24 protein-coding genes are annotated in these 24,891 nt (G+C 68.3%); 9 read left to right on the top strand and 15 right to left on the bottom strand.

What is annotated here, in order from left to right:
• The first annotated feature begins 214 nt into the window (after positions 1–214).
• Positions 215–1,729, top strand: a complete 1,515-nt coding sequence (locus NVU01S_RS15155; protein ID WP_043677232.1) for a multicopper oxidase family protein — start codon at positions 215–217, stop codon at positions 1,727–1,729.
• A 3-nt stretch (positions 1,730–1,732) separates the two neighbouring features.
• Here the strand turns inward: NVU01S_RS15155 and NVU01S_RS15150 are convergent, their stop codons facing one another.
• The 4 genes from NVU01S_RS15150 to NVU01S_RS15135 form a co-directional block, all read right to left on the bottom strand.
• Entirely contained in the window at positions 1,733–2,488 is a 756-nt protein-coding gene (locus NVU01S_RS15150; protein ID WP_042256748.1) for an NYN domain-containing protein, read from the bottom strand.
• A 54-nt stretch (positions 2,489–2,542) separates the two neighbouring features.
• Complete coding sequence (locus tag NVU01S_RS15145; protein ID WP_043677229.1) at positions 2,543–3,358, bottom strand: RNA polymerase sigma factor SigF; 816 nt, start codon at positions 3,356–3,358, stop codon at positions 2,543–2,545.
• Positions 3,348–3,779, bottom strand: a complete 432-nt coding sequence (locus tag NVU01S_RS15140; protein WP_052281040.1) for an ATP-binding protein — start codon at positions 3,777–3,779, stop codon at positions 3,348–3,350. The genes NVU01S_RS15145 and NVU01S_RS15140 overlap by 11 nt, the downstream gene beginning before the upstream one ends.
• 113 nt (positions 3,780–3,892) lie before the next feature.
• The gene (locus NVU01S_RS15135) at positions 3,893–5,515 is read right to left on the bottom strand and encodes a peptide ABC transporter substrate-binding protein (RefSeq protein WP_043677226.1); all 1,623 of its coding nucleotides are present in this window, start codon (positions 5,513–5,515) and stop codon (positions 3,893–3,895) included.
• A 471-nt stretch (positions 5,516–5,986) separates the two neighbouring features.
• Between NVU01S_RS15135 and NVU01S_RS15130 the strand changes: the two genes are divergently transcribed.
• The 7 genes from NVU01S_RS15130 (at position 5,987) to NVU01S_RS15100 (ending at position 12,845) form a co-directional block, all read left to right on the top strand.
• Positions 5,987–6,541, top strand: a complete 555-nt coding sequence (locus NVU01S_RS15130; protein ID WP_043677260.1) for a DUF8020 domain-containing protein — start codon at positions 5,987–5,989, stop codon at positions 6,539–6,541.
• Between the two features lie 108 nt (positions 6,542–6,649).
• Positions 6,650–7,576, top strand: a complete 927-nt coding sequence (locus tag NVU01S_RS15125; RefSeq protein ID WP_043677258.1) for an N-acetylglucosamine kinase — start codon at positions 6,650–6,652, stop codon at positions 7,574–7,576.
• 73 nt (positions 7,577–7,649) lie between these two features.
• Positions 7,650–9,176: a sodium:solute symporter gene (locus NVU01S_RS15120; RefSeq protein ID WP_043677223.1), complete on the top strand. Its 1,527-nt coding sequence runs from the start codon at positions 7,650–7,652 to the stop codon at positions 9,174–9,176.
• Positions 9,176–10,339, top strand: a complete 1,164-nt coding sequence (locus NVU01S_RS15115; RefSeq protein ID WP_043677219.1) for an anhydro-N-acetylmuramic acid kinase — start codon at positions 9,176–9,178, stop codon at positions 10,337–10,339. The genes NVU01S_RS15120 and NVU01S_RS15115 overlap by 1 nt, the downstream gene beginning before the upstream one ends.
• A complete protein-coding gene (locus NVU01S_RS15110; RefSeq protein ID WP_082032268.1) occupies positions 10,336–11,265 on the top strand; it encodes a MurR/RpiR family transcriptional regulator in 930 nt (309 codons plus the stop codon). Before NVU01S_RS15115 ends, NVU01S_RS15110 begins: the two co-directional genes overlap by 4 nt.
• Before the next feature lie 56 nt (positions 11,266–11,321).
• On the top strand, positions 11,322–12,224 hold the full coding sequence (gene murQ, locus NVU01S_RS15105) for an N-acetylmuramic acid 6-phosphate etherase (protein ID WP_043677256.1): 903 nt from the start codon (positions 11,322–11,324) through the stop codon (positions 12,222–12,224).
• Positions 12,225–12,281: 57 nt separating this feature from the next.
• Positions 12,282–12,845 carry a phospholipase D-like domain-containing protein gene (locus NVU01S_RS15100; protein WP_043677215.1) on the top strand — a complete coding sequence of 188 codons (564 nt, stop codon included), beginning with the start codon at positions 12,282–12,284 and terminating at the stop codon, positions 12,843–12,845.
• A gap of 9 nt (positions 12,846–12,854) precedes the next feature.
• Here NVU01S_RS15100 and NVU01S_RS15095 read toward each other — a convergent pair whose 3' ends face one another.
• On the bottom strand, positions 12,855–13,349 hold the full coding sequence (locus NVU01S_RS15095; protein ID WP_156161790.1) for a hypothetical protein: 495 nt from the start codon (positions 13,347–13,349) through the stop codon (positions 12,855–12,857).
• A 336-nt stretch (positions 13,350–13,685) separates the two neighbouring features.
• Between NVU01S_RS15095 and NVU01S_RS15090 the strand changes: the two genes are divergently transcribed.
• Positions 13,686–14,192 (top strand): DUF2247 family protein, encoded by a 507-nt coding sequence (locus NVU01S_RS15090; protein WP_043677209.1) that lies wholly within the window; start codon positions 13,686–13,688, stop codon positions 14,190–14,192.
• Positions 14,193–14,195: 3 nt separating this feature from the next.
• Here the strand turns inward: NVU01S_RS15090 and ligD are convergent, their stop codons facing one another.
• The 10 genes from ligD to dpgA all read right to left on the bottom strand — a co-directional run bounded on the left by ligD (position 14,196) and on the right by dpgA (position 24,638).
• Positions 14,196–15,161 (bottom strand): non-homologous end-joining DNA ligase, encoded by a 966-nt coding sequence (gene ligD, locus NVU01S_RS15085; protein WP_043677207.1) that lies wholly within the window; start codon positions 15,159–15,161, stop codon positions 14,196–14,198.
• A gap of 31 nt (positions 15,162–15,192) precedes the next feature.
• A complete protein-coding gene (locus NVU01S_RS15080; protein ID WP_209444848.1) occupies positions 15,193–15,798 on the bottom strand; it encodes a M23 family metallopeptidase in 606 nt (201 codons plus the stop codon).
• Between the two features lie 92 nt (positions 15,799–15,890).
• Complete coding sequence (locus tag NVU01S_RS15075; RefSeq protein WP_043677205.1) at positions 15,891–17,075, bottom strand: MFS transporter; 1,185 nt, start codon at positions 17,073–17,075, stop codon at positions 15,891–15,893.
• A 10-nt stretch (positions 17,076–17,085) separates the two neighbouring features.
• The gene (locus NVU01S_RS15070; protein ID WP_043677203.1) at positions 17,086–17,646 is read right to left on the bottom strand and encodes a cytochrome b; all 561 of its coding nucleotides are present in this window, start codon (positions 17,644–17,646) and stop codon (positions 17,086–17,088) included.
• The gene (locus NVU01S_RS15065) at positions 17,646–18,716 is read right to left on the bottom strand and encodes a catalase family peroxidase (RefSeq protein ID WP_043677201.1); all 1,071 of its coding nucleotides are present in this window, start codon (positions 18,714–18,716) and stop codon (positions 17,646–17,648) included. Before NVU01S_RS15065 ends, NVU01S_RS15070 begins: the two co-directional genes overlap by 1 nt.
• A gap of 65 nt (positions 18,717–18,781) precedes the next feature.
• A complete protein-coding gene (locus NVU01S_RS15060; RefSeq protein ID WP_043677199.1) occupies positions 18,782–20,599 on the bottom strand; it encodes a thiamine pyrophosphate-binding protein in 1,818 nt (605 codons plus the stop codon).
• A gap of 10 nt (positions 20,600–20,609) precedes the next feature.
• Complete coding sequence (gene dpgD / locus NVU01S_RS15055) at positions 20,610–21,422, bottom strand: enoyl-CoA-hydratase DpgD (RefSeq protein WP_043677196.1); 813 nt, start codon at positions 21,420–21,422, stop codon at positions 20,610–20,612.
• A complete protein-coding gene (dpgC, locus tag NVU01S_RS15050; protein ID WP_043677194.1) occupies positions 21,419–22,732 on the bottom strand; it encodes a (3,5-dihydroxyphenyl)acetyl-CoA 1,2-dioxygenase DpgC in 1,314 nt (437 codons plus the stop codon). The genes dpgD and dpgC overlap by 4 nt, the downstream gene beginning before the upstream one ends.
• On the bottom strand, positions 22,729–23,454 hold the full coding sequence (dpgB, locus tag NVU01S_RS15045; RefSeq protein ID WP_244467409.1) for an enoyl-CoA-hydratase DpgB: 726 nt from the start codon (positions 23,452–23,454) through the stop codon (positions 22,729–22,731). Before dpgB ends, dpgC begins: the two co-directional genes overlap by 4 nt.
• 41 nt (positions 23,455–23,495) lie before the next feature.
• Entirely contained in the window at positions 23,496–24,638 is a 1,143-nt protein-coding gene (gene dpgA / locus NVU01S_RS15040) for a 3,5-dihydroxyphenylacetyl-CoA synthase DpgA (RefSeq protein WP_043677189.1), read from the bottom strand.
• Positions 24,639–24,891: the final 253 nt, after the last annotated feature.

Here is a 24,891-nt window from a genome sequence, read left to right as displayed (position 1 = left end):
GTCCCACGGTAAGGGACTGCGGTTTCGCGACCCCCGAGACCTCCGGTCCGAGCGATGTGCACGGACCGGAACCGCTCGGCTGGTAGCACGTCGGCGATCCGCGCACAAGGGCCCGCGGGCGGAGTCGGCCGCCGCCAGAAGCGGCTTCCGGGCCGATTTCCGCAATCGGTGCGCAATCGAAGCTGGAACGGATACCGACGACAAGGAGCAAATTGTGGTCTCGAGACGAGGCTTCCTCACCGGAGTCGCCGTGCTGCCGCTCGCGGCGGCCTGCACGGCGCGACCCGCGGGCGCGCCGAGCTCGGCCACCGCGGCCACCCGGCCGCTGCCCATCCCGCCGCTGGCCTCCTCGACGGTGGATGCCGCCGGCGTCCGGCACTTCCGGCTCGACGTCCAGGCGGGCCGCTCGGAGATGCTGCCGGGCAAGCGCACCCCGACCTGGGGCTACAACGGGTCGATCCTCGGACCGACGCTGCGGGCCCGACGCCACGAGACGGTCGCCTTCGCCGTGCGCAACACCCTCACCGAGCCGACCACCGTGCACTGGCACGGCATGCACGTGCCCGCCCGGCACGACGGCGGCCCGCATCAGACGATCGAAGCGGGCGGCAGCTGGTCGCCGGAGTGGACGATCGATCAGCAGGCCGCGACCCTCTGGTATCACCCGCATCCGCACGGCGCCACCGAAAAGCATGTCTACCGCGGACTTTCCGGCCTGTTCCTGGTCGACGACGACCCTTCCGACGCGCTCGACCTCCCGAAAGACTATGGCGTCGACGATATTCCGCTGATCATCCAGGACCGGCGCTTCACCGCCGACGGCGCACTGGACGAATCCGACCCGACCGATATCGGCCTGCTCGGCGACACCATCGTCACCAACGGCATCGCGGGCGCGCACCTGGACGTCGGCACCGACCGGGTCCGCCTGCGGCTGCTCAACGGGTCGTCGGGGCGTATCTACCGGCTCGCGTTCGCCGACGACCGCGAATTCCAGCTCGTCGCCTCCGACGGCGGCCTGCTCGCCGCGCCCGTGCCGGTGCGCGCCGTCCAGCTCAGCCCCGGCGAGCGCGCCGAGATCGTCGTCGGCCTGCGCGACGGTGAGCAGGTCATGTTGCGTTCGGTGCCGATCATCGAGCGCCGTGATATCGATCGCGCGGCCGCGTTCGGCTTCGACGACACCTTCGACATCGTGCTGCTACGTGCGGGTCGAAACCTGAAACGATCTGCGCCCCTCGCCGATTCGCTCGCCGCGATGGCACCGCTCGCCACCCCGGACACCCCGGTCGATCACGAATTCGTGCTGAAGTGGTTCATGATCAATGGTCAGCGGATGGACATGAACCGCATCGATCTGACGATTCCGGTCGACACCACCCAGGTCTGGTCGGTCCGCAACAACGACAACTGGCCGCACAACTTCCACGTGCACGACGTCCAATTCCAGGTGATCACCGTCGACGGCCAAGCCCCGCCGCCCGAACTCGGCGGCTGGAAAGACACCCTCTACACCGAGCCCCAGCGCGTCTATCGCCTGGCCATGCGCTTCGCCACGCACAGCGACCCCACCTTCCCGTACATGTTCCACTGCCACCTGCTCCTGCACGAGGACCACGGCATGATGGGCCAATTCCTCGTCCTCGCCCCGGGCCAGCAGCCCGCGCCCATGGTCATGGACATGCCCGGCATGCACACCGAATCAGGTTCGGGGTCAATGCATCACGGGTGAGAGCTACTTGCCCGCCGTAAGGCTGCGCAGGTCGCGAACATAGGTGACGGCCTGCTTGCCTTCGCCGGGACTGCGCGTCTCCAACTCGAAAAGCGTGGTGGCGCTGAAGAGTTCGCCCAACTTGCGGTAGCCGTAGGTGCGCGGGTCGAAGTCGGGGCGCTGCTTGTTGATGATCGAGCCGACACCGGCCAGAGTGGCCCAGCCGGAGTCGTCGGAGGCGGCGTCGACCGCGTTGCGCAGCAGGTTCATCAGCTTGGCGTCGCCTTCGAACTGCTTGGCCGCGCTACGCCGAGCACCCGCCGGGGCCTCCTCGATGGTGCCGGTGAGGTTTTCGGTGTAGATGAACTTGTCGCAGGCCGCGACGAACGGCTTCGGCGTCTTGTGCTGACCGAATCCGTAGACGGTCAGGCCGGATTCGCGGATTCGACTGGCCAGACGCGTGAAATCGCTATCGCTGGAGACGATCACGAAGCCGTCCAGATTGCCGGTGTACAGCAGGTCCATCGCGTCGATGATCATCGCCGAGTCGGTGGCGTTCTTACCGGTGGTGTAACCGAACTGCTGGATCGGCTGGATCGACTGGGCGAGCAGTTGATCCTTCCAGCCTTTGAGGTTCGTGCTCGTCCAGTCCCCGTAGGCCCGCTTGACGTGTGCCGTCCCATACTTGGCCACCTCGGCGAGCAGCCCGTCGGCGATGCCGGGCTGAGCATTGTCCGCGTCGATCAGCACCGCGAGTCGCGTAGCGTTGTCGCTGGTCACACCACACCCCAATCGTCGGTCGGCTCGAGCACCACCGTAGCCCGGTGCGCGCCGTCAGTCGCGCAGGGCTTGTTCGCGCAGGGTGCTGAGCGTTTTGGCGAGGATCCGGGAGACCTGCATCTGGGATACGCCCAGGTGGGCGGCGATCTGATCCTGGGTCTTGGACTCGAAGAACCGCATCACCAGCACCTGGCGTTCCCGTTCGGGCAACGCCGCGATCAGCGGCTTCACCGCGAGGTAGTCCTCGACGGTGCGGTACTCCGGTTCCTCGGCGCCCAGGCTGTCCAGCGGTGAGCGCGGGGCGTTCTCGTCGTCGCTGTCGGAGCCGACGTCGATCGAAGAGGTCTGGTACGCGTTGCGCGCGATCAGCGCCTGGGTGACCTCGACGAGGTCGGCGCCGAGTTCCTCGGCGATCTCGCGCGCCTTGGGCATCCGGCCCAGGCGCTGCGCGAGGGTCTCGATCGCGGGCGCGATGGTCTGCTGAATCTCCTTGAGCCGCCGGGGAACCCGCACCGACCAGGTGTAGTCCCGGAAGTGCCGGCGCACCTCGCCCATGATGGTGGGCACGGCGAACGCCAGGAACGGCGAACCCTGGGTGGGATCGAAACGGTCCACCGCGGCGACCATCCCGACCCGCGCGATCTGCAACAGGTCGTCGAAGTTCTCGCCACGACCGGTGAACTTGCGGGCGATGTGCTCGGCCAGCGGCAGGCAGCGACCGATCAGTTCTTCGCGCAGTGCCGCGCGTCTGGGGTCGTCCGGGTCGAGCGCGGCCAGCTCCAGGAACTGCGGCTCGATATTGTCGTAGCTGTCGCCGCCACGACGACGCGGCTGCTGGTCCACCTCGGACCGGGTCGCCTCATTGTTCATCGAGTTCGCCCCGGGCCCAGACGAATTCGACGACGGTCGGATAACCGCCGACGACCGCGTCGAACGGCGCGCGGGTCGCGGCGACCGAGTCGGTCAGCGTCTGCACGATATGCCAGCCGAAACTGCCTGTCCCGACCTCGGTTTCGGAGCTGCCCACGGCCTGGATCACGGCCTTCAGCACGCCTTCCCGGTAGGTGAAGGCGCACGAAATGGTCGTGCCGGGCACCGCGTCCTGCAGCAGCACGGTCGCGATCTCGTCGAGCGCGAGCCGGATATCGGTCACCTCGTCCAGCCCGAAGTCCGCGATCAGCAGCACGGTCTCGGCGAGCGCGCGCAGCATGGTCAGCTGCTCCGGCGTCGCGGGGACGGTCACGGCGACCGTCGTTGTCTCCGTCACGGATTCCGATACCCGTTCACTCATTCCGCCACCACCCTCGTGCGCCACGTGCTCGACCGACGCGTCAGCCTACCCGGAGCGGGATAGCGACGGCAGAGCCGCGCCGACATTATCCGGCGGCGCGGCCCGTCCGGCGGCTATTTCTCGATGTTCTCGAAGTCGAATTGGCCGTTCCAGGTGAGTTCGGCCTTCTTCACCTTCTCCCCCAGGCCCGCGGTGGCGATGTAGTCGAGCACCGGGATGTCGGCCATGTCGCGCAGCAGCAGGGTCTGCGCCTGCCCGACGAGCTTGTAGGACTCCTCCAGCGACGCGGCCGCCAGCGCGGCGTCGATGAGCTTGTCGAATTCGGGGTTGGCGTAGTCGATGTTGTTGGTGCCGGCTCCGGTGTAGTACTGCGCGGTCAGGAACTGCAGCATGGTCGGGTAGTCACCCTGCCAGCCGTAGCGGAACGCCTTGCCGATGGTCCGCGCCGTGATCGCGGTCCGGATGTCCTTGAACGTCGGATAGGGTGCGCCGATCGCCTCGATGCCGAGCGTGTTCTTGATGCTGTTGGCGACCGCTTCGATCCAGGCCTGGTGCCCGCCGTCGGAGTTGTAGGCGATCTCGTAGCGGCCCGACCACGGCGACATGGCGTCGGCCTGGGCCCACAGCTTCTTGGCCTCGGTCGGGTTGAACTTCAGCACGTCCGCGCCCGGCAGGTCGCCGTTGAAGCCGGGCAGCGTGATCGCGGTGAAGTCGCGCGAGGGCACCCGGGTGCCGTGGAAGATGTTCTCGCAGATCTGTTCCCGGTTGATCGCCATCGACAGCGCCTTGCGGCGCAGCACGCCTTCCTCGCCGGACAGGTGCGGGATATTGGATTGGCTGCTCACGTGCTGGTTCTGTGCCGTGGGCTTGGTGATCGCGCGATCGCCGAGGTCCTGCTTGTAGGAGGCCAGCGCGCTGTCCGGGATGGTGTCGAGCGCATCGAGATTGCCCGCGATCAAGTCCGCGTAGGCGGTGTCGAACGACTGGTACATGACGAACCTGATGCCCTTGTTCTTGGCCGGGCGAGCGCCCTTGTAGTCCGGGTTCGCGACCAGGTCGACCTTGACGTTGTGCTCCCACGCGCCGGTCCGCGCGAACTTGTACGGCCCGTTGCCGATCGGGTTCTCGCCGTAGGCCTTCATGTCCTTGAACGCGGCCTCGGGCATCGGATAGAACGGGGTGAACGCGAGCGCGAGCTCGAAGTCGATCGACGGCCGCGTCAGCGCCACCGTGAAGGTGTGCTCGTCGACCACCTTCAGGCCCGACATCGTCTGCGCGGTGGGCTTTTCCGCGGCCACGTCGTCGTATCCGACGATCGGCGCGAAAACATAGCCCTGCAATTGCGCGTTGGTACTGAGCGCGCCGTAGTTCCACGCGTCGACGTAGGACTTGGCGGTCACCGGCGTGCCGTCGGTGAACTTCCAGTCCGGCTTGATGACGATCTTGTAATTCTTCCGGTCGGTCGTCTCGATCGACTGCGCCATGTCGTTGTGCGCCACACCGTCGGCGTCGTAATACTTCAGCCCCGCGAATATCCGGTCCGCGATCCGGCTGCCGTTGTTGTCGTTCATGCTGGTCGGCACGATCGGGTTCTGCGGCTCGGTGATATTGGTCGTCACGATGCCCGCGTCGGTGTCCTCGTCGGACGAGCACGCGGACAGTCCGAGGCCCGCGGCCAATAGCACCGCCGCCGTCAACGCACCAACTCTTGTGAATCTCACTGCGTTTCTCCCCATGTCGAGAAATGGAGGGAACCCGTGACACGCGTGAGGTCACCAGCGCGTGCCGACACGATCCGCCTTGACTGTCCTCGGACAGTAGCGATTCCGGCAAGCGCTGTCATCAGATCGACAACTTGCGGCGGGTGGGGCGTTTTACCGCCGGTCCTTCTTGCGGAACAGCACCCAGGCCGCGATCTTGCGGGTCGCCTGCCGCGCTCGGTGGTCATCGCGGCATCTGCGCAGCACAACCAACCGGTCCGGATGTTGACGGCGAGTTCCCAGCGATGCCATGGCAACTCAGGAAATCGGCGCCGGAACACCTGTGCTCCTGCCGATTTCGCGGTGCAATTCGCCGGATTTCGTTGCGCGGGATTCGCGGAATCGATCACTCGGCCCAGACCCCCGCGCGAGAATAAAAGCGGCCTGATCCGCCTTCACTCCGAACTATCGGCTGTCGTGGCCGAGCAGAACATGTGGGGAAACACGATGAAAATCAAAGGATTTGCCACCGCGCTTCTCGCGGTAGGAGCTACCGGAATCACCGCGGGCACCGTCGCCGCCGAACCGCTTTCGACACCATCAGCCGAGGTCAGCGCGTATGGCGTTGATCATGGCATCGGATACACCACGACAACCGACGGCCGCGGGGTGCGCACCACCGTCGACGCGGGCGTGTTCGCGCTGACCCACGACGGGGCCGCGGTCACGCTGACCGACAGCGCGGGCACCGTGGTCGCCGCGCTACCCACCTCGTTCACCGCCAACGGCGCGACGTTCGCGCTGCGGCCGGAGCTCGCCGACGCGGGCCGCACGGTCACGCTGACCCCCGTCAGCGCCCCGGAAACCAGCGCGCACCTGGCCCAGCTCGTCGATCAGGCGGACGACACCATCGCGCGCAAGCAGTACAACGCGGGCATCGGCGCCCTGATCGGTGCGGGCATCGGCGCGGTGATCGGGTTCTTCCTCGGCGGTGTCGGCGCCCTGGTCACCATCCCGATCGGCGCAGGCATCGGCGCCCTGATCGGTTACTCCACACCGTAATTCGCCGATGCGGCGCCGACGCGGCAGGTCCGCGTCGGCGCTGCGGGCGCGGCCGCTACCGAGTCGGGCACGGACCGCCCGCCGCGGCCGCTGTGCATGATGGTCCGCATGACCGACCTTGTGCTCGCGATCGATCTCGGTAAAACCGGCTGCCGCGCCTCGCTGCGCCGCGACGGCCACGAGATCGGCGCCGCCACCGGATCCGGCACGCCGGGCCTGGCCAATGCCGGCGGCGTCGCGGCCGCGGAGCAGTCGATCCGCGCGGTCGTCGCCCGGATCACGCCGCCCGCCACCGGCTTCGCCCTGCTCGTCGGCGCCGCGGGCGGACTCGCCGCGCCGGAGGCCGCCCGGCTGCTCGCCCACGCACTGACCGAGCTGCCCGGCGCCCGATCCGTCGCGGTCACCTCCGACGCGGTCACCGCGCACGCCGGCGCGCTCGGCGGCGCACCGGGCGTCGTGCTCGCGGCGGGCACCGGCGCGGTGGCCACCGCGGTCGACGCGGCGGGCCGATTCATCCGGACCGACGGCTGGGGTCCGCTGCTGGGCGACGAAGGCGGCGGGGCCTGGATCGGCACCGAGGGTTTGCGCGCGGCGCTGCGCGCGCACGACGGTCGCGGCCCGCACACCGCCCTTGCCGCCGCAGCCATCGACAGCTTCGGCGTGGCACTCGACGAACTGCCCAGGCACCTCGGGCAACACGAGAATCCCGCGCTGCTCGCGGCACGTTTCGCGCCGGTCGTCGCCGCGGCCGCCGCCACCGACGAGACCGCCGCGGCCGTCATGACCGCGGCCGGACGCGCACTGGCCCGCACCGTGCGCGCGGCGATCGCGCGCTCCGGCCTGCAACCTCCGGTCCCCTACGCGCTCACCGGCGGACTGGCCAATCTCGGTGCGGCGCTGCTCGATCCGCTGGATCAGGAGATCGCGCCGCTCATCGACCGGCGGACCGCGCTGGGCGGCCCGATCGACGGCGCTGCCCTGCTGGCCGGTGATACGGCTACGGTATGGGAGAAATTGGTGGTACGAATCGTCTGACAATCATTGACAGAGTTCGCGTGACGGCTGACACTAAGTTGCAATCAGCACGCCGCGTCACCTAGGAGCTGCGATGAACGCACTCAACGTCGCCGTCATCGTCGTCTATCTGATCACCGTGGCGTGGATCGGCCTACGGCTGTCCGGGAAACAGAAGTCCAGCAGCGACTACTTCGTCGGCGAGGGCCGGATGCCCTGGTGGACCGTGTGCTTCTCGGTGGTCGCCACCGAGACCAGCGTGCTCACGGTCATCTCGATCCCCGGCGGCGCGTACACCGATCAGGCCTTCGGCAACGTCGAGCTGGCGCTCGGCTACATCATCGGCCGCACCATCGTGGCGACCGCGCTGATCCCGTTGTACAAACGCGGCGGATTCGTCAGCGCCTACCAGTACCTCGAGCTGCGCTTCGGCCGCTACCTGCAGGGCGTGGCGTCGGTGACGTTCGTGTTCACCCGGCTGCTCGCCGAGGGCGTGCGGCTGTTCGCCTCCGCCATTCCGATCAAGTTGCTGCTCAGCGAGTTCGGCATCGACCTCGGCTACGACGTGATCATCATCGCGCTGACCCTGCTGACGGTCGTCTACACCTATCTCGGCGGAATCAAGGCGGTCATCTGGACCGACGCGCTGCAGATGGGCCTGTACCTTTCCGGCGCGATCATCGCGATCGGCGTGCTCACCGGTCACGTCGGCGCCGCGGGCTGGTCGGATGCGTTGCACGCGGGCAAGTTCCAGGTCTTCGACACCGATTTCGGCCTGGCGCACATTCTGACCAGTCCCTTCGCCATGCCGACGGCGATCGTCGGCGGCGCCATCTTCGCCATGGCCTCGCACGGTTCCGACCAGCTGATCGTGCAGCGCATCCTGGCCACCCGCTCGCTGCGCGACAGCCAGAAGGCGATGATCGGCTCCGGTATCTTCGTCGCCATCCAGTTCGCCGCCTTCTCCCTGGTCGGCGCGCTGCTGTGGTCCTACAACGAGGGCAAGACGCCCAAGGAACTCGGCCTCGCCACCGCGGACAACCTCTACCCCAACTTCATCCTGCACGGCCTGCCGGTGGTGATCTCCGGCCTGCTGGTCGCCGGCATCCTCGGCGCCGCGATGGGATCGCTGTCCTCGGCACTGAACTCGATGGCGAACTCGACGGTCGCCGACATCATCCGCAGCTTCGCCACGCGCGAGATCTCCGACACGTCCATGCTGAAGCTGGCCCGCTACATGACCCTGGTGTGGGCGGTGCTGATGGCGCTGTGCGCGATGGGCTTCAGTGCGACCACCGGCAACGTCTACCTGACCGCGCTCACCATCGCGGGATACACCTACGGCGCACTGCTCGGGGCGTTCCTGCTGGGCAGGCTGGTACCACGCGCCAACCAGGTCGACGCCATCATCGCCTTCGTGGTGACGGTGATCGTGATGACCATCGTGGTGCGGGCGGTCCATATCGATGTCACGGTGGCGGGCAAGACCGTCGAGAAGGGCATCGCGGCACAGTGGCTGGTGCCGATCGGGGTGCTCGTCACGCTGGTGGTCGGCGGGCTGACCAGCCGTCTCCATCCTGCCCCCGAGCCGAACCCGGAGCCGGTCGAGGCGGTGGCCTAGTGCGCGTCGTGGGGTTGATGTCCGGCACGTCGCACGACGCGATAGACGCGGTCGCCGCGGAAATATCCCTGCGGGACAGCACGATCGAGGTCCGGATCGCCGGACTGCTGAGCCGCCCCTACCCGGCCGAGTTGCGGGCCGAGCTGATCGCGGCGCTGCCGCCCGCCTCGATCGATATGGCGACGGTGTGCCGGCTCGACACCGCGATCGGACAGCAGTTCGCCGCGGCGGCCGACGCGGCGGTCCACGAATTCTTCGACGGCACCGCCGATCTCGTCGCCTCGCACGGCCAGACCGTGTATCACTGGGTGCGCGAGGGCGTCGTGCACGGCACGCTGCAACTCGGCCAACCGGCCTGGATCGCGGAGCGGACCGGACTGCCCGTCGTCAGCGATTTCCGTCCGCGCGATATCGCGGCCGGCGGGCAGGGCGCTCCCCTGGTGGGCCTGTTCGACCTGTTGTGGCTGGCCGGACGGCCCGGCCGCGCGGCGGCGTTGAACATCGGCGGCATCGCCAATGTCACTGTCACGGGCGAGCCCCCGGTGGCCTTCGACACCGGACCGGGCAACGCGCTCATCGATGCCGCCGTCGCCGCGGCGACCGGCGGGGCGGAACTGTTCGATCGCGACGGACTGCGCGCCGCCCGCGGCACGGTGGACGAGCACCTGCTGAAAGCCCTTCTCGCCGAACCCTACTATCGGGCGGCGGCGCCGAAGACGACGGGCAAAGAGCTGTTCAACAGCGCCTACCTCGCGCGCGTGTTGCGGGACCACGCATCCGCCGGCGCGGATATCGTCGCGACGGTGACCGCCCTGACCGCCCACACCATCGCCGACGCGCTGGCGCCCTTCGCCCCGGACGAGGTGATCGTCTCCGGCGGCGGCACGCTGAATCCGACGCTGTCGGCGCTGCTGCGCGACCGGCTGCGCCCGGCGACGCTGCGCACCTCCGATGAACTCGGCTTGCCCTCGGCCGCCAAGGAAGCCGCCGCTTTCGCGGTACTCGGCTTCCTGACCGCGCACGGGCTCGCGGGCACCCATCCGGCGACTACCGGTGCGCGCCACGCCTCGGTGCTCGGCTCGATCACGCCGGGCGCGACGCCGCTCGTACTTCCCGCAGTACCGGGTACCCCACCAGAGCGGCTGACGGTGGTGGCGCGATGACCGAAGCAGCACACAGCGATTCGACGAAAGGTGGTAGCCGGGTGCCGAGTGGGCCGGAGGGCGACGACGTACGCACTCGATTACTGGGGGCGCTCCCCAGACTCACGCCGGCCGGGCTGCGGGTGGCCCGGGTGATTCGCGACGATCCCTCCGGCGCTGCGCAATTGACCGTGAGCGAGCTGGCCGAGCACGCCGCGACCAGCACCTCGGCCGTCGTCCGGCTCGCCAAAGCCCTTGGCTACGAGGGCTATCCGCAGTTGCGCCTGGCGCTGGCAGCGACCGCCAAGGACGACGGCAGGCCGGTGTTCGCCACCGATATCGACGCCGAAGACCCGCTGTCGAAGGTGTTGCAGAAGCTCACCGCCTTCGAAACCGAAGGCATGCTGGCCACCGCCGAACTCGCCGATCCCGCCACCATGCTCGCGGTGGTCGAGGCCCTGGTGCACGCGCGTCGGGTGGAACTGATCGGCATCGGCGCGTCCGGTCTGGTCGCGACCGATATGGCACAGAAACTCGCCCGGATCGGCATGTGGTGTGACGCGTGCACCTCCGAGGACGAGGCGCTGGTGCTGGGCAGCCTGCTCGAGGAAGGCGACGTGCTCATCGCGTTCTCGCACTCCGGGGAGACCGCCGCGATCGTCGACGCCCTGGATCACGCCCGCGGCAGGCGCGCCACCACGGTGGCCGTCACGGCGGGCCCGCAGTCCAAACTCGCCCGGGTCGCGACACACACGGTGCTGGTGGCCGGGCGCGAGGACGGCTTCCGCTCCGCCGCGATGGCGAGCCGGATGAGTCAGCTGCTGGTCGTCGACGCGCTGTATGTCGGTGTGCTGCAACGCACTCCGTCTGCGGCGTTGGCACTGCGGCGCACCTACGACGCGGTCGCGGACCGCAGGATCCCACGCTCGCTCCGGAAGTCTCCGTGAGCTCGGCTTTCGCTCGACCCCCGGAGTTGGCGGACCCGCAGGACAGAGGAGGCGAAGTGAACGAGATCAGCGCACTGACCACCGAGGAAGCCAATCCCCATACCGCCGCACTCGATGCCATGCCGGTCGAGGACATACTGCGCGTCATGAACGCCGAGGACGCGGGCGTGGCCGCCGCGGTGGCGCAGGCGCTGCCGCAGATCGCGCGCGCCGTGCACCGGATCATCGCGGCGCGCGAGCAGGGCGGCCGGTTGGTCTACGTCGGCGCGGGCACCAGCGGCCGGCTCGGCCTGCTCGACGCGGTGGAATGCCCGCCGACCTTCGGCACCGATCCCGGCGAGGTGCTCGGCATCATGGCCGGTGGCACGCAGGCGTTCACCCGGGCGATCGAGGGCGCGGAGGACGACCCGGAGCGCGGCAGGCAGGACATGGTGGCGATCACCCTCACCGCGCGCGATGTCGTCGTCGCGCTCGCGGCCAGTGGCCGGACACCGTACGCGATCGGCGCGCTGCAATATGCCCGCTCCGTCGGCGCGGCCACCGTCGCGGTCTCCTGCAACCGGCAGGCCGAACTCAGCGCGCACGCCGATATCGGCATCGAAATCGAAACGGGCCCAGAGGTTTTGACCGGATCGACGCGCTTGAAAGCGGGTACCGCGCAGAAGATGGTCTGCAACATGCTCTCGACCGCGACCATGGTGCGCTCCGGCAAGGTGTACGGCAACCTCATGGTGGACGTGCGGCCGACCAACGCCAAACTGGTCGACCGCGCCTGCCGCATCGTCGCCGACGCCACCGGCGCCGACCTCGCCACCGCCGCCGCCCTACTGGACGACGCGGGCGGCCACCCGAAGACCGCCATCGTCATGCGCCTGGCCGGCGTCGATGCGGACGCGGCCCGTTCGCTGCTCGCCGGCGCAGGCGGCTTCGTGCGCGTCGCGGTGGGCGAGGAAAACTAGCGCGCACCGCGAGTACGCCTCCAGGCACACCGGAGACCGCGCCGGTACGGTACCGGCATGCCCTTCGTGATCGATGGTCCGATGACGTGCTACCTGATGCCCGGCGATCACGCCGAGGCCGAGCAACGGTTTCTGGAACTGGTCGCCGGGCCGGGTGAAACCTGGCTGATCGCTTACGGATTCACCCTCACCGACGCTGCCGACAGCTTGATCGCCGCGCACCGGCGCGGCGTGCCGCTGCATCTCTACCTCGATCACACCCAGTCCGCGGGACACACGCAGCAGCCCATCGTGCGGCAGCTGGTCGACGCCGGTATCGAGGTCACCATCGGCACCAGCACCAGCGGACGCAAATACATCTGCCACACCAAGGGTCTGGTCGTGGACACTCCTGCCGGTCCGCAATGCTGGGAGGGCTCGGTCAATTTCAGCACCAGCGGGTGGCTGCAGGTGAATACGGCGATCAATTTCGCCGCCCCGAGCTGGCGCGACCATTTCGTCGCCCAGTTCAACACGTTGCGCCACTACGCGTGGACCGAGGAGCGCGACCTCCAGCTCATGCCCGCGCCCCCGGCCGACCTCGGCGAGGCGGCGCTGCCGATGCTGCCGCTGACACTCTGAGCACCGCGACTAGGAGCCGGTCGAGCCCAGCGCGACCTTTTTCATCGTGAAAGTGCCCAGCTCGGTTTTCTTTTTGTCGGTGCCGATGCTCACCACGTCGGCCGTGAAACTGCTCGGTTTGCCGGTGCCGTCACACGTCAGTGCGGAAATGGTGGCGTGCACCGTGCTGCCGTCGCCGATCAACTGGGTACCGCTCCAACTGGTCAGCACATTCTTCGCGTCGACCACGAATTGCCCCAGGTAAACCACAGGTTCCGCGCCCGCCCGGGTGTACTTCGTTTCCACGAAATTGATCAGCCCACCGAATCCCCCGACCAAAGTATTGTCCTCGCCACCTTTCCAAGCACCGTCATACGCACTGCGATCCGCCACCGACGCGCAGGTCGCGGCATGCGCAGCAGGCACAACCCCGGTCACCCCACCGAGCCCGAGCAACCCGGCACCCAGCAGTACAACACCCTCGACAAAACGCCCGGACATCCCCCCAGCATTACCCAGCGCCACGATCTCGAACCCCTTCCATTCCCACTGACCACCACAACCGACCAGCCAGTATTACAAGGAGAATCCGAATAACCTGCGCGGGCGCGCGGAAGAAATACATTCTCGCCGTTCCAGGTCGGGAGCCCACTTGGTGACGATCGAGACTCTCGATCGTCACCGGCAGGGTCTTCAGCAACCCCTCCGCCGCCGCCTCGCTCGGTGTAGACCTGGTACCGAGGCGCAGCATACTGCCGCCGACAGGACCGGCCCAGTTGCCTGTCCGATAGGCTCTCGGCCAGCCATCTTCAGGGGGCAACCAATGACACCAGTCACTATCAATGGGATACCGATCAAGAAATGAACGACGACGACAACGATTCGGTGAAGTTCAATATCCCGGCGTCGTTCATCGCCGAGCGGGCCGAACTGACTCCGAGCGAATTGCGCTACGGTTATGAGCACCAGTGGATCACCTCGAAAGATGTTGTCGCACTGGCTTTGACAAGCATCGTTCCCGCGGACGACAAGATGGCTGTCATCGAGGACATATCGCTGCTGCTGTCCGACGAGTTGGACCGCATTCCTGACCTTATGGAAAAGTTATTCGATCATGACGAAAAGGTCTGGCTCTACCTCGCACTCGCCTGGGTACACGAGAACCGCAGCGAATTCGAGGAACCATTCAAGACCGTTGACCTGCTCTACGCAGATTTCGGTTATCCGGACGACGTGGGCGACTTCGTCACCTTCATGCCACCGCCCCCCGGCGGTGTTCCAGGAGTGCCCGGGCTGACGCAGCGCTGGCAGAAGTACTTGGACGACAACCGAGCCCATTTCCTGCAAAGAGCAGCCGAACAAGGTTGACACTCAGTCCGGGGTGGAATTTGTGCGGCGGGCGCGGGCTCGGCGTTTGCCCTCGTGCATGGCCTGTACGCGGGCGACGGGGATGGTGTGGCCTTCGGCGACGAGGTCGGCGGGCAGGGTTTGTGGCGCGGGCATTTCCGTGGCCCACGGGTCGCGGTCACCGAGCTGCGCCACCGCGTTGCGCACGGTGAAATCGCGCGGGGTGACCTGCTCGAGATCCGACCATGCCACCGGAAACGACACCGTCGTGCCCGGCCGGATGCGCGGACTGTAGGCGGCGACGACGGTCGCGCCGCCCGCCCGGGTGGAGTCGAGGAACACGCGACCGCCCCGGTCCTCTCGAATGAACGCGGTGGTAGCCAGTTCCGGATCGATCCGCTCCGCACGGGCGGCGATCGCCCGGGTCGCGGCCGCGACATCGTCGATGGCGAGCCCCGGCACCAGCGGGACGAAGACGTGCACCCCTTTGGCGCCACTGGTTTTCACCGCGCCGTCGAGCCCGTCGTTGCCGAGCGCCGTGCGGATCAGCTGCGCGGCACGCACTGCCTGCCCGAACGGCTGCTCGGGCGCCGGATCGATATCGAGCACGAGGTGCGTCGGGCCCTTGCCGTGGTCGGCGCGCAGCAACGTGGTGTGGTATTCGATCGCCCGCTGGTTGCCGAACCACACCAGCGTGCGGACCTCGTCGGCCAGCGCGTAAGTGACTTCACGACGGGAACTCTCGGCCCACATCGTCACCCGGTGCATCCACTCCGGGGTGTACTTGGGCAGGTTCTTCTGCATGAACGGCTCTTGCCCCGGCCGCACCCGGATCACCGACAGCGGCCGGTCGCGCAGCTGGCGCACCATGCGCTCGCCGACCGCCGCCAGATAGTCGACCAGATCGCGCTTGGTCGCCTCGGCGCCGTCGAACAGCGGCTTGTCGAGGTTGGTCAGCGCGATCCCCGCGCGGACCTCTGCACTGCCCATCGGCTCACCATGCCCGCCGCGGGCAGCGCGGTCAACCCGGGTGTTTCGCGGGCTGTATCGCGGCGAGCGCGTCCACCACGGTGCGATTCGCGCCGTTCGCGTGCCGCCCGAGCTGCGGCCAGCCCTTCCCGGCGGGCCCTAACAACTGGGTCCAGACCTCCCGGGTCCGGTCGAGCAACTCCCGCTGCTCCTGGTCACTGAGCCAGGACAAGAACCCGCCCAGGAAGCGCGCGGCGGCGAGCCAGTCGAGCGGATCGATCTTGGCGCCCGGATCGTAGCCGTACGGCATCACGCTGAGATGCAGGTGCGGACCGCTGGATTGGCCGTTGCTGCCGACGTATCCGATCAGTTGCCCCGCCTCGACCCGGTCCCCGACCGACAGCCCGGTCGCGCGGGCATCCCACATATGCCCGTATTCGGTGACACCGCCGCCTTCCGCGGCGGGATGGTCGATGACGATCCACTGTCCGTAGCCCGCGGCGGCCCCGAGGTGGAGCACCGTGCCGCCGGCACAGGCGTGGATCGGCGTCCCGTCGGGCGCCGGGAAGTCCTGACCGGAATGGAATCCGCCGTCCCGTGGGCCGAACGGTGAACCGATCGTGAGCGTTTCGCGGGTCATGGGCCAATAGCGAGTCATGGGTGCCCTCCTCTCCACTCCGGATATCGGGGCGAGCCGTCGCGGGCATACCGGCACGGTCCGCTCAGCGGGCCGCGGTCGCGGGCTGATGGTCACAGCCGCACGTCACGTCCCGCACCCCAACCGACCACTGCCTGTGCCAGCGTCGCGGCGGTCAGTGTGAGCAGCGCGAGCGCCCAGCCCGCGGTCAGCGTGTGCAGCAAACCGAGCAGCAACGGGCCGACCGCGGCGACCGCGAAGCCGACCGTCTGTGCCATCCCGGCGAGGGCGGCCGCCTGCGCGGCGTCGCGGGCCCGCCTGCTCTGGAAGGTCATGGCCAGCACCAGGCATACGCCCGCGCCGAGACCGATCAGCAGCACCGAGACCAGCGCCGAGCGCGGCGCGAGCGCGAGCAGCAGGAAACCGATCGCGTTGAGCGCGGAGGCGCCCGCGGCGAGCAGCCGCTGGTCGCCGAGCCACCGTTCGAGCCACGGCAGCAGGTTGACCGCGAGCAGGCCGAGCAGCTGAAAGGCGAACAGCAGCAAGCCCGCCGCCCGCTCCGACATGCCGTTGTCGTGCACGATGCTCGGCAGCCAGGCGATGATCGCGTAGAAGCCCAGCGACTGCAGGCCCATGAACACGCTGACCTGCCAGGCGAGGCCGGACCGCCACGGCATGCCCGCGGGCGCCGTGGCGGCCGGTGCCCGCACGTGTCGTCGCTGCTGCCCCGACCAGACCAGCAGCGCGGCGACCGCGAGCACCGCCCAGCATGCCAGCGCGCTGCGCCAGCCGCCGGGCAAGTGCTCCGACAGCGGCACCGACACCCCTGACGACACCGCCGCGGCCAAGGTCATCGCGGTCACGTAAGCGCCTGTCGCCCAGCCGATCCGGCGCTCGGGCAGGGTCGCACGCAGCACCGCCGGCAACAGCACGTTGCCGAAGGTAATGGCCACGGCCAGGATCGCGGTGCCCGCGAACAGGCACCACAGGCCGGCGGCCGAACGCAGCAGCACACCCGCGACGAGCCCGAGCAGGGCGACCAGCAGCACCCGTGCGGATCCGCGGCCCGCGATCCGGGCGACCAGGGGTGCGACGGCGGCGAAGATCAGCAACGGCAACGCGCCGAGCACCCCGCTGCCCGTACTGGACAGCCCCGTCTCGCGTTCGATGGTGGGCAGCAGCGCGCCGACGCCGGTGAGCGCGGCCCGCAGGTTCGCGCCGATCAGCACGATGCCGATCAGCAGTCCCGCGGTCGGCAGGCCTGCGGTGCGGTCGCGCTCGACCGCGGCGGGTTTCATGACACAGGCCCTAACGGCGCGAGCCGAAGGTCATGCGCCGAAGCAGCTTGTCCCGCAACAGCAACGCATGGAACAGCACCGCGCAGATATGCGCGGTGAAGGCCGCGAGCAGCAAGTAGGCCAGGATGCCGTGCACCGTGCGCAGCGTCGCGTACAGCCCGGCGTCGGTGGGCGCGATCGCCGGGACGCGCAGCCCGCCGAAGACCCGGATCGGGATCCCCGAGGCCGAAACCAGCGCCCAGCCGATGATCGGCTGGGCCAGGAACAGTGCGTACATGAGGATTTCGGAGCCGGTGGCGACCAGCCGCTCGGGCTTGCTGAGGCCGAGCGGCGGCGGGGGCGGCCGGTGCCACAGCCGATTTCCGATGCGCAGTACGGCGAGCACCAGGATCGCGAACCCGAGGGATTTGTGCACCTCCAGTAGCAGCCGGTAGTGGCCGAGCGAGCCGACCAGCGCGCCACCGACGAAAATCATCGCGACGATCAGGATCGCCATCAGCCAGTGCAGGATTCGCGCCGTGACCCCGAAGCGGGCGGGCTGCTCGGTGCGGGTTTCGCCGAGTGCGGTCATCACGCCTGCACCACCTGGATCGCACCCGCGGCCCGCGGCTCGCCCGCCCGCCGCCGGAACGACTCGGCGTAGACGGCCGACCGAGCGGGCAGCAGCGGATCGTCGGAGGCCGCGATGCCGTCGGGTAGCACGAGCGGATCGAAATTGACGTCCTGCACATTGTCGGCGGCTTCGGTGTGCACCGCGTCGAGCACCAACGTGCCGACCTCCACGGCGCGCCGATCGGCGGGCCACGGTTTCGTCGCGTCGTCGGTGGCGTCCTGGCCGCGAATCCCGATGACCAGGCGCAGTTTCCAGCGCAGCGGACCGCGCCGCAGCTCGGCGACGAGCGCGTCGAACAGCTGGTCCGCGCCCGGCCGCTGCGGCGGCACCGGGTTCGCCTCCGGTTCGAGTTGCCAGCGCACGGGCACTGCCCGGCCCGCGGCGTCGGTGCACTCGAAAGCGTTGAGGCCGTAGTAGGTCGAACTGGCGAAGCTCGGGGCGTGCGGCCCCTGCTCGATGAGCGCCAAGGCGGCCGCGGTTTTCGGATGGGTGGCCAGGTGCTGCCGCATCCGCGCCGGGTCGGGCTTGCCGGTCGCCGGATCGGGTGCGAAAGCGAGTGTCCGCGTGTAGAAATCGTCCGGCGTCGCGTCGAGAAACACCGGGACGTTCACCAGGGCCAGCCGCCACTGCTCGCCGTCGGGCAGGAACAGCCGCAGGCCGAGCCCGCGCGGCGTAGCGAGATCGTCGGGCACGTGCGGATTTCCGCCGGCCAGGGAGAAACGGCCGTCGAGGCGATACCGGCCGGCGCGGAACACCGACGCCTTGCACACTTCGACGCCGTTGCCGTTGCTCTCGAAATACCCTGCCACGGCAATCCCTTTGGCGTGGTTGCGGCGGCGGCCGGAAAAGTTCCCGCCCGCCGCCTCCTGCAGCCGGTCGGCGACCCGCCGGGCCGTCAAACGCCAAGGGCCGATGATGTTTTCACTGAACAGGAAGCCACCGATGCCCGCGGCGCCGACGGCGGCGAGCACCGCGCCGCCCAGTACCGTGCGCCGGTTCAACGACAAGCCCGAACTTTCGTCGGTCATGAGTTCCCCCTCTTTCGTGCACTGCGTGGGGCGGCGGCCGCCGCCCCACGGTGTTGCGAGCCGGATCAGGGCGGGCCGAGCGCCTGCAGGCGTTGCACCAATTCGGCGTCCACGCCCGGCTTCTCGGCCATGAACATGTCCACCGTGGGTGCGGGCGGTCCGGACGCGGGATCGACGCGGATGTCGATCACGTAGGGCGCACCGCCCTCGATCACCTTGAACCCGCGCTCGATGGCGTCACGCAGCTTGCACCCCTCGGTGACGACCTCGCCGTCGATATCGAAGGTCGCCGCGATCGCCGCGAAGTCCTGGTTGGGCTGCCCCAGCCGCAGATACCAGGGTTCGTTGGCGGGCTCCCAGCCGTAGATCTGCTCGATCGCGCCGACGCCCGTCATCAGCGTCTTGTACTCGTGGTTGTTCAGCACCAGGTACAGCACCGGCAGGTCGAACTTGCGCGTGGTCCACCAGGCATTGGTGTGGAACAGCGCGGACCCGTCGCCGACGATGTTCACGACCAGCCGCTCCCTACCCAGCGCGAGCGAAATACCCAGCGACGCAGGCAAGGAGAAGCCCAGGGAACCGCCCGTGGTGCAGAAGTAGGCGTCGGGCACGTCGTACCGGATCGTCTTCTGCACCGCGGCCAGGATCGAGAACGCCTCGTTGATCACGGTGATCGGCTTGCTGAGCTTCTCCTGCACCTCGGCGATGGCCATCGGCACCTGGATGTCGGGAATCCGCGCGTCCACGTCGGCGTGGGCGAAGAGATCGGTCAGGGCCGCGAACCCCTCGTCGCGTCCGGCGGAAAGCTGTTGCACCCGAAAGTTTCTCGCCTCCGCCGCGGACCAGTCGAAGTCCGGGTGGGTGGCGATGCCGTCGATGATCCGCGGCAATGTCATCGCGATGTCGCCGAGGACCCCGACCTCCGAGTAGTAGTTCTTGCCGATCTCCCACGCGTCGTTGTGCAGCGTCACCTGGGTGAGGTGCGCCGGAATGATCGGCCCGTTCTCCCAGCGGAAGACGAGGATCTGCGCCTGGGTGTTCACCCCGATCTGGAAGACCGTGTCGAAGTCGCCCAGCTGCATGTGCACACCCTCCTGGGTGGGCAGCAGCTCGCCCTGCCAGTGCGGCAGATCGTTCGGATAGTTCAGCCTGCTCGATTGATTCGTCGAATAGACCGCCGCGCCGAGCAGCGTCGCCAGCTCCTCGATCTCCGGCCAGGCCGCCGCCTCGCCGACGCCATCCCCCACCAGCAGCACCGGATTCCGCGCGCGGGCAAGGGTTTCCGCAGCCGCCGCGACGCCGGCGGGATCACCGATCACCGCGTGCGCGATCCGGGTGGCCCGCCCCGTCTCCTGCAGCGCGGGCGCCTCGATCAGGAAGTTCCACGGTATCGAGATGAACACCGGCTGGAACGGCGGCACCAGCACCTCTTTGAACGCACGTTGCATGACGATCGGGATCTCGTCGACGTTGCGGATCTCGTGGGCCCACTTGGTGTACTGGCCCGCCGTCCGCACCAGGTCCGAGGCCAGAATCGGCTCCTGCACCAGCAGATCGCTGTGCTGCTGGCCGCAGAACACGATCAGCGGAATGTTGGAACGGTAAGCGTTGAACAGGTTTCCGATGATATTGGCGGTGCCCGGCGTGACGTGCACGATCGCCGCGCCCGGCCGCCCCGACATCCTGGCGTAGCCCATGGCGGCGCCGAGCGCGATGTTCTCGTGCAGGCACGGAATGTAGGACACCCCGTTCTCCGGGATGGTGGTGCCATCGATCAGCGGGATCTCGTGGGTGCCCGGCACGCCGAAGGCGTATTCGATCCCCGCGTCGCGCAGATAGTCGAAGATGATGTCGCGGCCCAGCTTCTTACCAGGTGAATCCATTGTCATTCCTTCATTGCCCGGTCCAGTTCGGGGCGCGTTTCGCCACGAAGGCCCGGGGTCCTTCCTGTGCGTCGGCCGAGTTCGCCCGCAGGGTTTCCCACGGGTAATCGGCCACGAATGCGTCCGGCAGCGGCTTGGCCGCCCCGGCCGCGGCGGCCTGTTTGATCGCGCGCACCGACAGCGGCGCACAGGCCAGCAGGTCGGCGACCCAGCGATCGACGCAGGCGTCGAGTTCGGCGGCCGGAACCACCTCGTTGACCAGGCCGAGTTCGGCGGCCCGTGCGGCGGACAACCGCCGTCCGGTCAGCAGATACCCCAGCGCCACCCGGTACGGCGCCTGCCGCGGCAGCCGGAACACCCCGCCCGCCCCCGGGATCAGCCCGAGTTTCGCTTCGGGAAGCCCGAATTCGGCGTCGTCGGCGGCGACGATGAGGTCGCAGGCGAGCGCGAGCTCGAAACCACCGCCCAGCGCGTAGCCGGACACCTTGGCGAGCACCGGTTTGGCGAACGCGAACCGCTCGGTCAGCCGCGGAAATCCCGGCTTGCCCGCACTACCGAACGACGAGTGCGCCGTGCCCGCGTCGATCCGGCCGGCCAGCTCCTTCAGATCCTGCCCGACCGAAAACGCCCGTCCCCCTTTGCCGCCGAGCACCACCACCCAGATCGCCGGGTCGGCCTCGATATCGTCCCAGACCTGCCCGAGCTCGTGGTGCATCCGCAGGTTCATCGCGTTGAGCACCTCGGGCCGGCAGAGCTCCACGGTGGCGACGTGGCCGTGCTTGCGGTAGTCGACCGTCGTCAGCGCCTCGGCGGACAGCGTCATCGGCCCACCCCGGCGTGGAAGCGGCTCACCTTCGTCAGCACGTCGGTGCTGTAGCAGCGCAACGCCTGATGCAGCGCGAATTCCGACAGGTAGCGCCGGAACACGTCCTGCGGTTCCTCGGCGCAGACCAGCATATGCTTGTTCGCGACGACCGCCGGGGCGGCCAGTTGTGCTGCGGCCCGGTCGATTTCGGCGTCCATCGCGTCGGGCTCGACCACCGTGTCCAGCACGAGACGGGCATCGGGATCGGTCGCCGCGATCTTGCGACCCCACAGGATCACCTCGCGCGAGAGCCGGAAGTTCGTCGCGCGACCCAGGCGCAGGTTGCCCGCCCCCGGAATGATGCCCTCCTGCGCGGCGGGCAGGCTGACGAAACTGTCGGCGGCCGCGATCACCCGGTCGAAGACCAGCAGCAGTTGCGCGCCGCCGCCGATCGCGAACGAGTCGACCGCGGCGATCCACGGCTTGGTCGCCGGGCCGGACAGCCAGTGCCGCTCGTCCCGGGTCATCCCGCGCAGAATCTTTGCGATATAACCGGTTTCGCGGCCGAGGAGGAAATCGACGAATGAGATCCGTCCCTCGTGCAGCTGCGCCAGATTGATGCCCGCGCTGAACACCCGGCGACCGCGGTAGCGCGGATGATCCATCACGCCGCCGCGCACCACGCCGACCCGGGAACGCGGGTCGAGCAGCACCAGATCGACCGCGCACTCCATGTCCGCGACGTGCTGGTTGTCCTCGGCGTTGAGACAGTGGCCGTTGGTGATGGTGAGCGTCGCGGTGGTGCCGATGCGCCGCAACTCGACCGCGGGCAGCGTGATCAGCCCGGTCGCCTCGTATTCGGCCAGCAGCCCGAGGGCGCGGGCCGTCGGAGCCCGCATCGCGTCCAGCAGATGGTTGCCCGCCACGGGATCGGCGAAGACGGCGTGGAAGAAGATGCCCTGGTCGATCTCCCAGCCTTCCTTGGCCGCCTGCGGCGTACCGGCTTCGGCGGCGAGCTGTTCGGCATCGGGCAGCAGGCCGGGGAACAGGTCCCCGGCCGCCGCGGCGAGTTCGGCCAGCCGCAGCGGGCGACGCAGATCGTCGGTCGCCGCGGCGTACACCGCGCCCAGATGCGCGCGCAGGAACCGGCGGCGCAGCGTGCGCACGGCACGGTGGGACTCGGCCGCGCGCGCGGCGTCGATCTCGTCCCGCCGCGGCACCGGGCCGAGTGCACGCAGGAGGGCGGCGTGTGCTGTTGCCGCCGTGCGCAATTCGCCGCGGTCGCGGTCGAGCGCGGCGTCCGCGCGCGAGAGGTGGGCCGCCGTCACGACGCGGCCCGTGTTCGGCGCAGCATCCGATCCGACGCCGCGAGGTGGGCGCCGAGGGCATCCTCGAATCGCGTGGTCGCGGCGTCCAGCAGCAGCCGGCGGCGGATCGCGAGCTCGGAGCCGACCGCGGCACCGAACAGGCCGACGGCCGCCGTGATCGCGGCCGCCTCGCCGCCCTCGGTGATCACCTGATCGATCAGCCCGTGTTCGCGCGCCACCTCGGCGGACAGCGTCCGCCCGTGGATCGCCAGCTCCCTGGCGCGGCCGAGGCCCGCCTGCCCGGCGAGCCGGTAGAGCGCCATCGCGGGCCAGACGCCCGCGCCGGTACGGGCCAAGCCGAACACGGCGCCCGCACGCACGATCCGGTAGTCGGCGACCAGCAGCAATTCGGCCGCCGGACCGTAGGCCGCACCGCTCACCACGGCGATGATCGGCGCGGGCACCTGCTCCAGACGGCGCAGCGCGCTCTCCCATTTGCCGACGTCGGCTACGGCGACATCGCCGGGCCAGGCGAAATATTCGTCCGACCGGGCTCCGTCGATATAGAGGACGACACAGTGGCGCAATTCCGGCGCCGTGTCCTCGGCCCGGCGTGCGACCGCGGTCACCGAGGCCACCAGATCGGCGGACAACGGACGGTCCGCGGAAATCACCGCGGTGCTGACATGAACGTCGCCATTTCCCTGCTCGGCGCCGTTCGAATCGACAGGTGAACTGTTCATCGACATGCCTTGTCTAGGTAGGTTTCGAAAGATGCAGGAGATCAGAATCTGAGCAATGCGGTCTCGATCTGCGAGCCGGGCCCCATGGTCATCAATATCCCGTAGTCGCCGGGACGGACCACGTGCTCGGCGAGCAGTCGCTGATAGGAGAACAGGAACGAACCGCTGGAGAGATTTCCGTAATCGCGCATAACGCTGACGGTGTGCCGCACATCGTGCCCGGTGAGACCGAGATTGATTTTGACGGCGTCGATGACCTTCTTGCCGCCGGCATGCACGATCCAGTGCGCGATGTCCCTGCGCCGCAGTCCGTTCTCGAGGAGCAGGCGGTCGACGACGATCTCCACGTGCGCGCCGACCTCGTACGGGACTTCCTTGTCCAGGTAGAAGCTGAACTTGCCCGCGTCCTCGTCCCAGTCGTAGCGCATGGCCCCGACCGCGTGCGTGATCATGTAGCTGCGCTGGGCCAGCAGCGCGGGCGCGCGCTCGGCGGCCGGCGCGAGCGATTCGGGCACGAGATCCGTGCCGATCGCCAGCGCCGCCGCGCCGTCGCCGAACAGGCTGTTCACCACCGCCGTACGCAGTGTCCCGTCGAAAACGTAGGCCGCCGAACACGTTTCCGAGCAGGCCAGCATCGCCAGCTCGCCGGGATGGGCCGCCGACCACGAGGCCGCGGCGGTCACCCCGTTCAAGCCGGCATTGCAGCCCATGCCGACGACGTCGAGGCGCGCGGTATGCGCCGAGAGCCCCAGCTCGTTGATCAGCAGCGCGCTGAAGCCCGGGGTCAGGAAGCCGGTGGTGGTGACGGCCACCAGGTATCCGATGTCGCGCACGTCCCGGCCCAGCTCGCGCAGACAGGCCCGGATCGCCTGGGCGGCCGCGTGCACGCCTTCCCGCCGATGCTTGGCGAGCAGCTCACCCTGCGTTTCGACCCGGTAATTGCCGTCCGGATCGCGGGGCGGCAACACCAGGTGCCGGGTTTCGATTCCGCCGTTGAGAAATATGCCCCTGATTTTGGGGTCGGATATATTCAACAGCTCGACCAGTTCGCGTTGGCTGTAGCGGGTGGACGGCGTTGCGGTCGCCACGCCCAACAATCGCGGATAGGACGGTTCAGCCGGGAATTCTACCCGGTCTGTTTTCGCATCGAACTCGTCGATGCAGTATTGTTCGAGTGCACTCATGAGTCGCGTCCGATCCGGCGGCAAAGGTGCACTTCAGTTGTAGAATTGAGCAGATTCGTCGCACATGCGATAGACATGCGTCTCCCCCAGAAAATTGCTGATTTCAGTCGCCGACAACGATTCGACGTTGTTCGACGCACCCCCGAGCATATTTTCGCTTCAGGCACGAGACTAGCAGCCCCCCTACGGCCTCGCAATAACTGAAGACAGTACTCGCTACCACCTGGAAGTAGCGGCAATTTCTCGTTGAGAC

It is taken from the genome of Nocardia vulneris (genome assembly GCF_001613425.1).
Taxonomy (GTDB): domain Bacteria; phylum Actinomycetota; class Actinomycetes; order Mycobacteriales; family Mycobacteriaceae; genus Nocardia; species Nocardia vulneris.
Note: the sequence above shows the minus strand (reverse complement) of the source record. Positions and strands in the feature narration are given on the sequence as shown.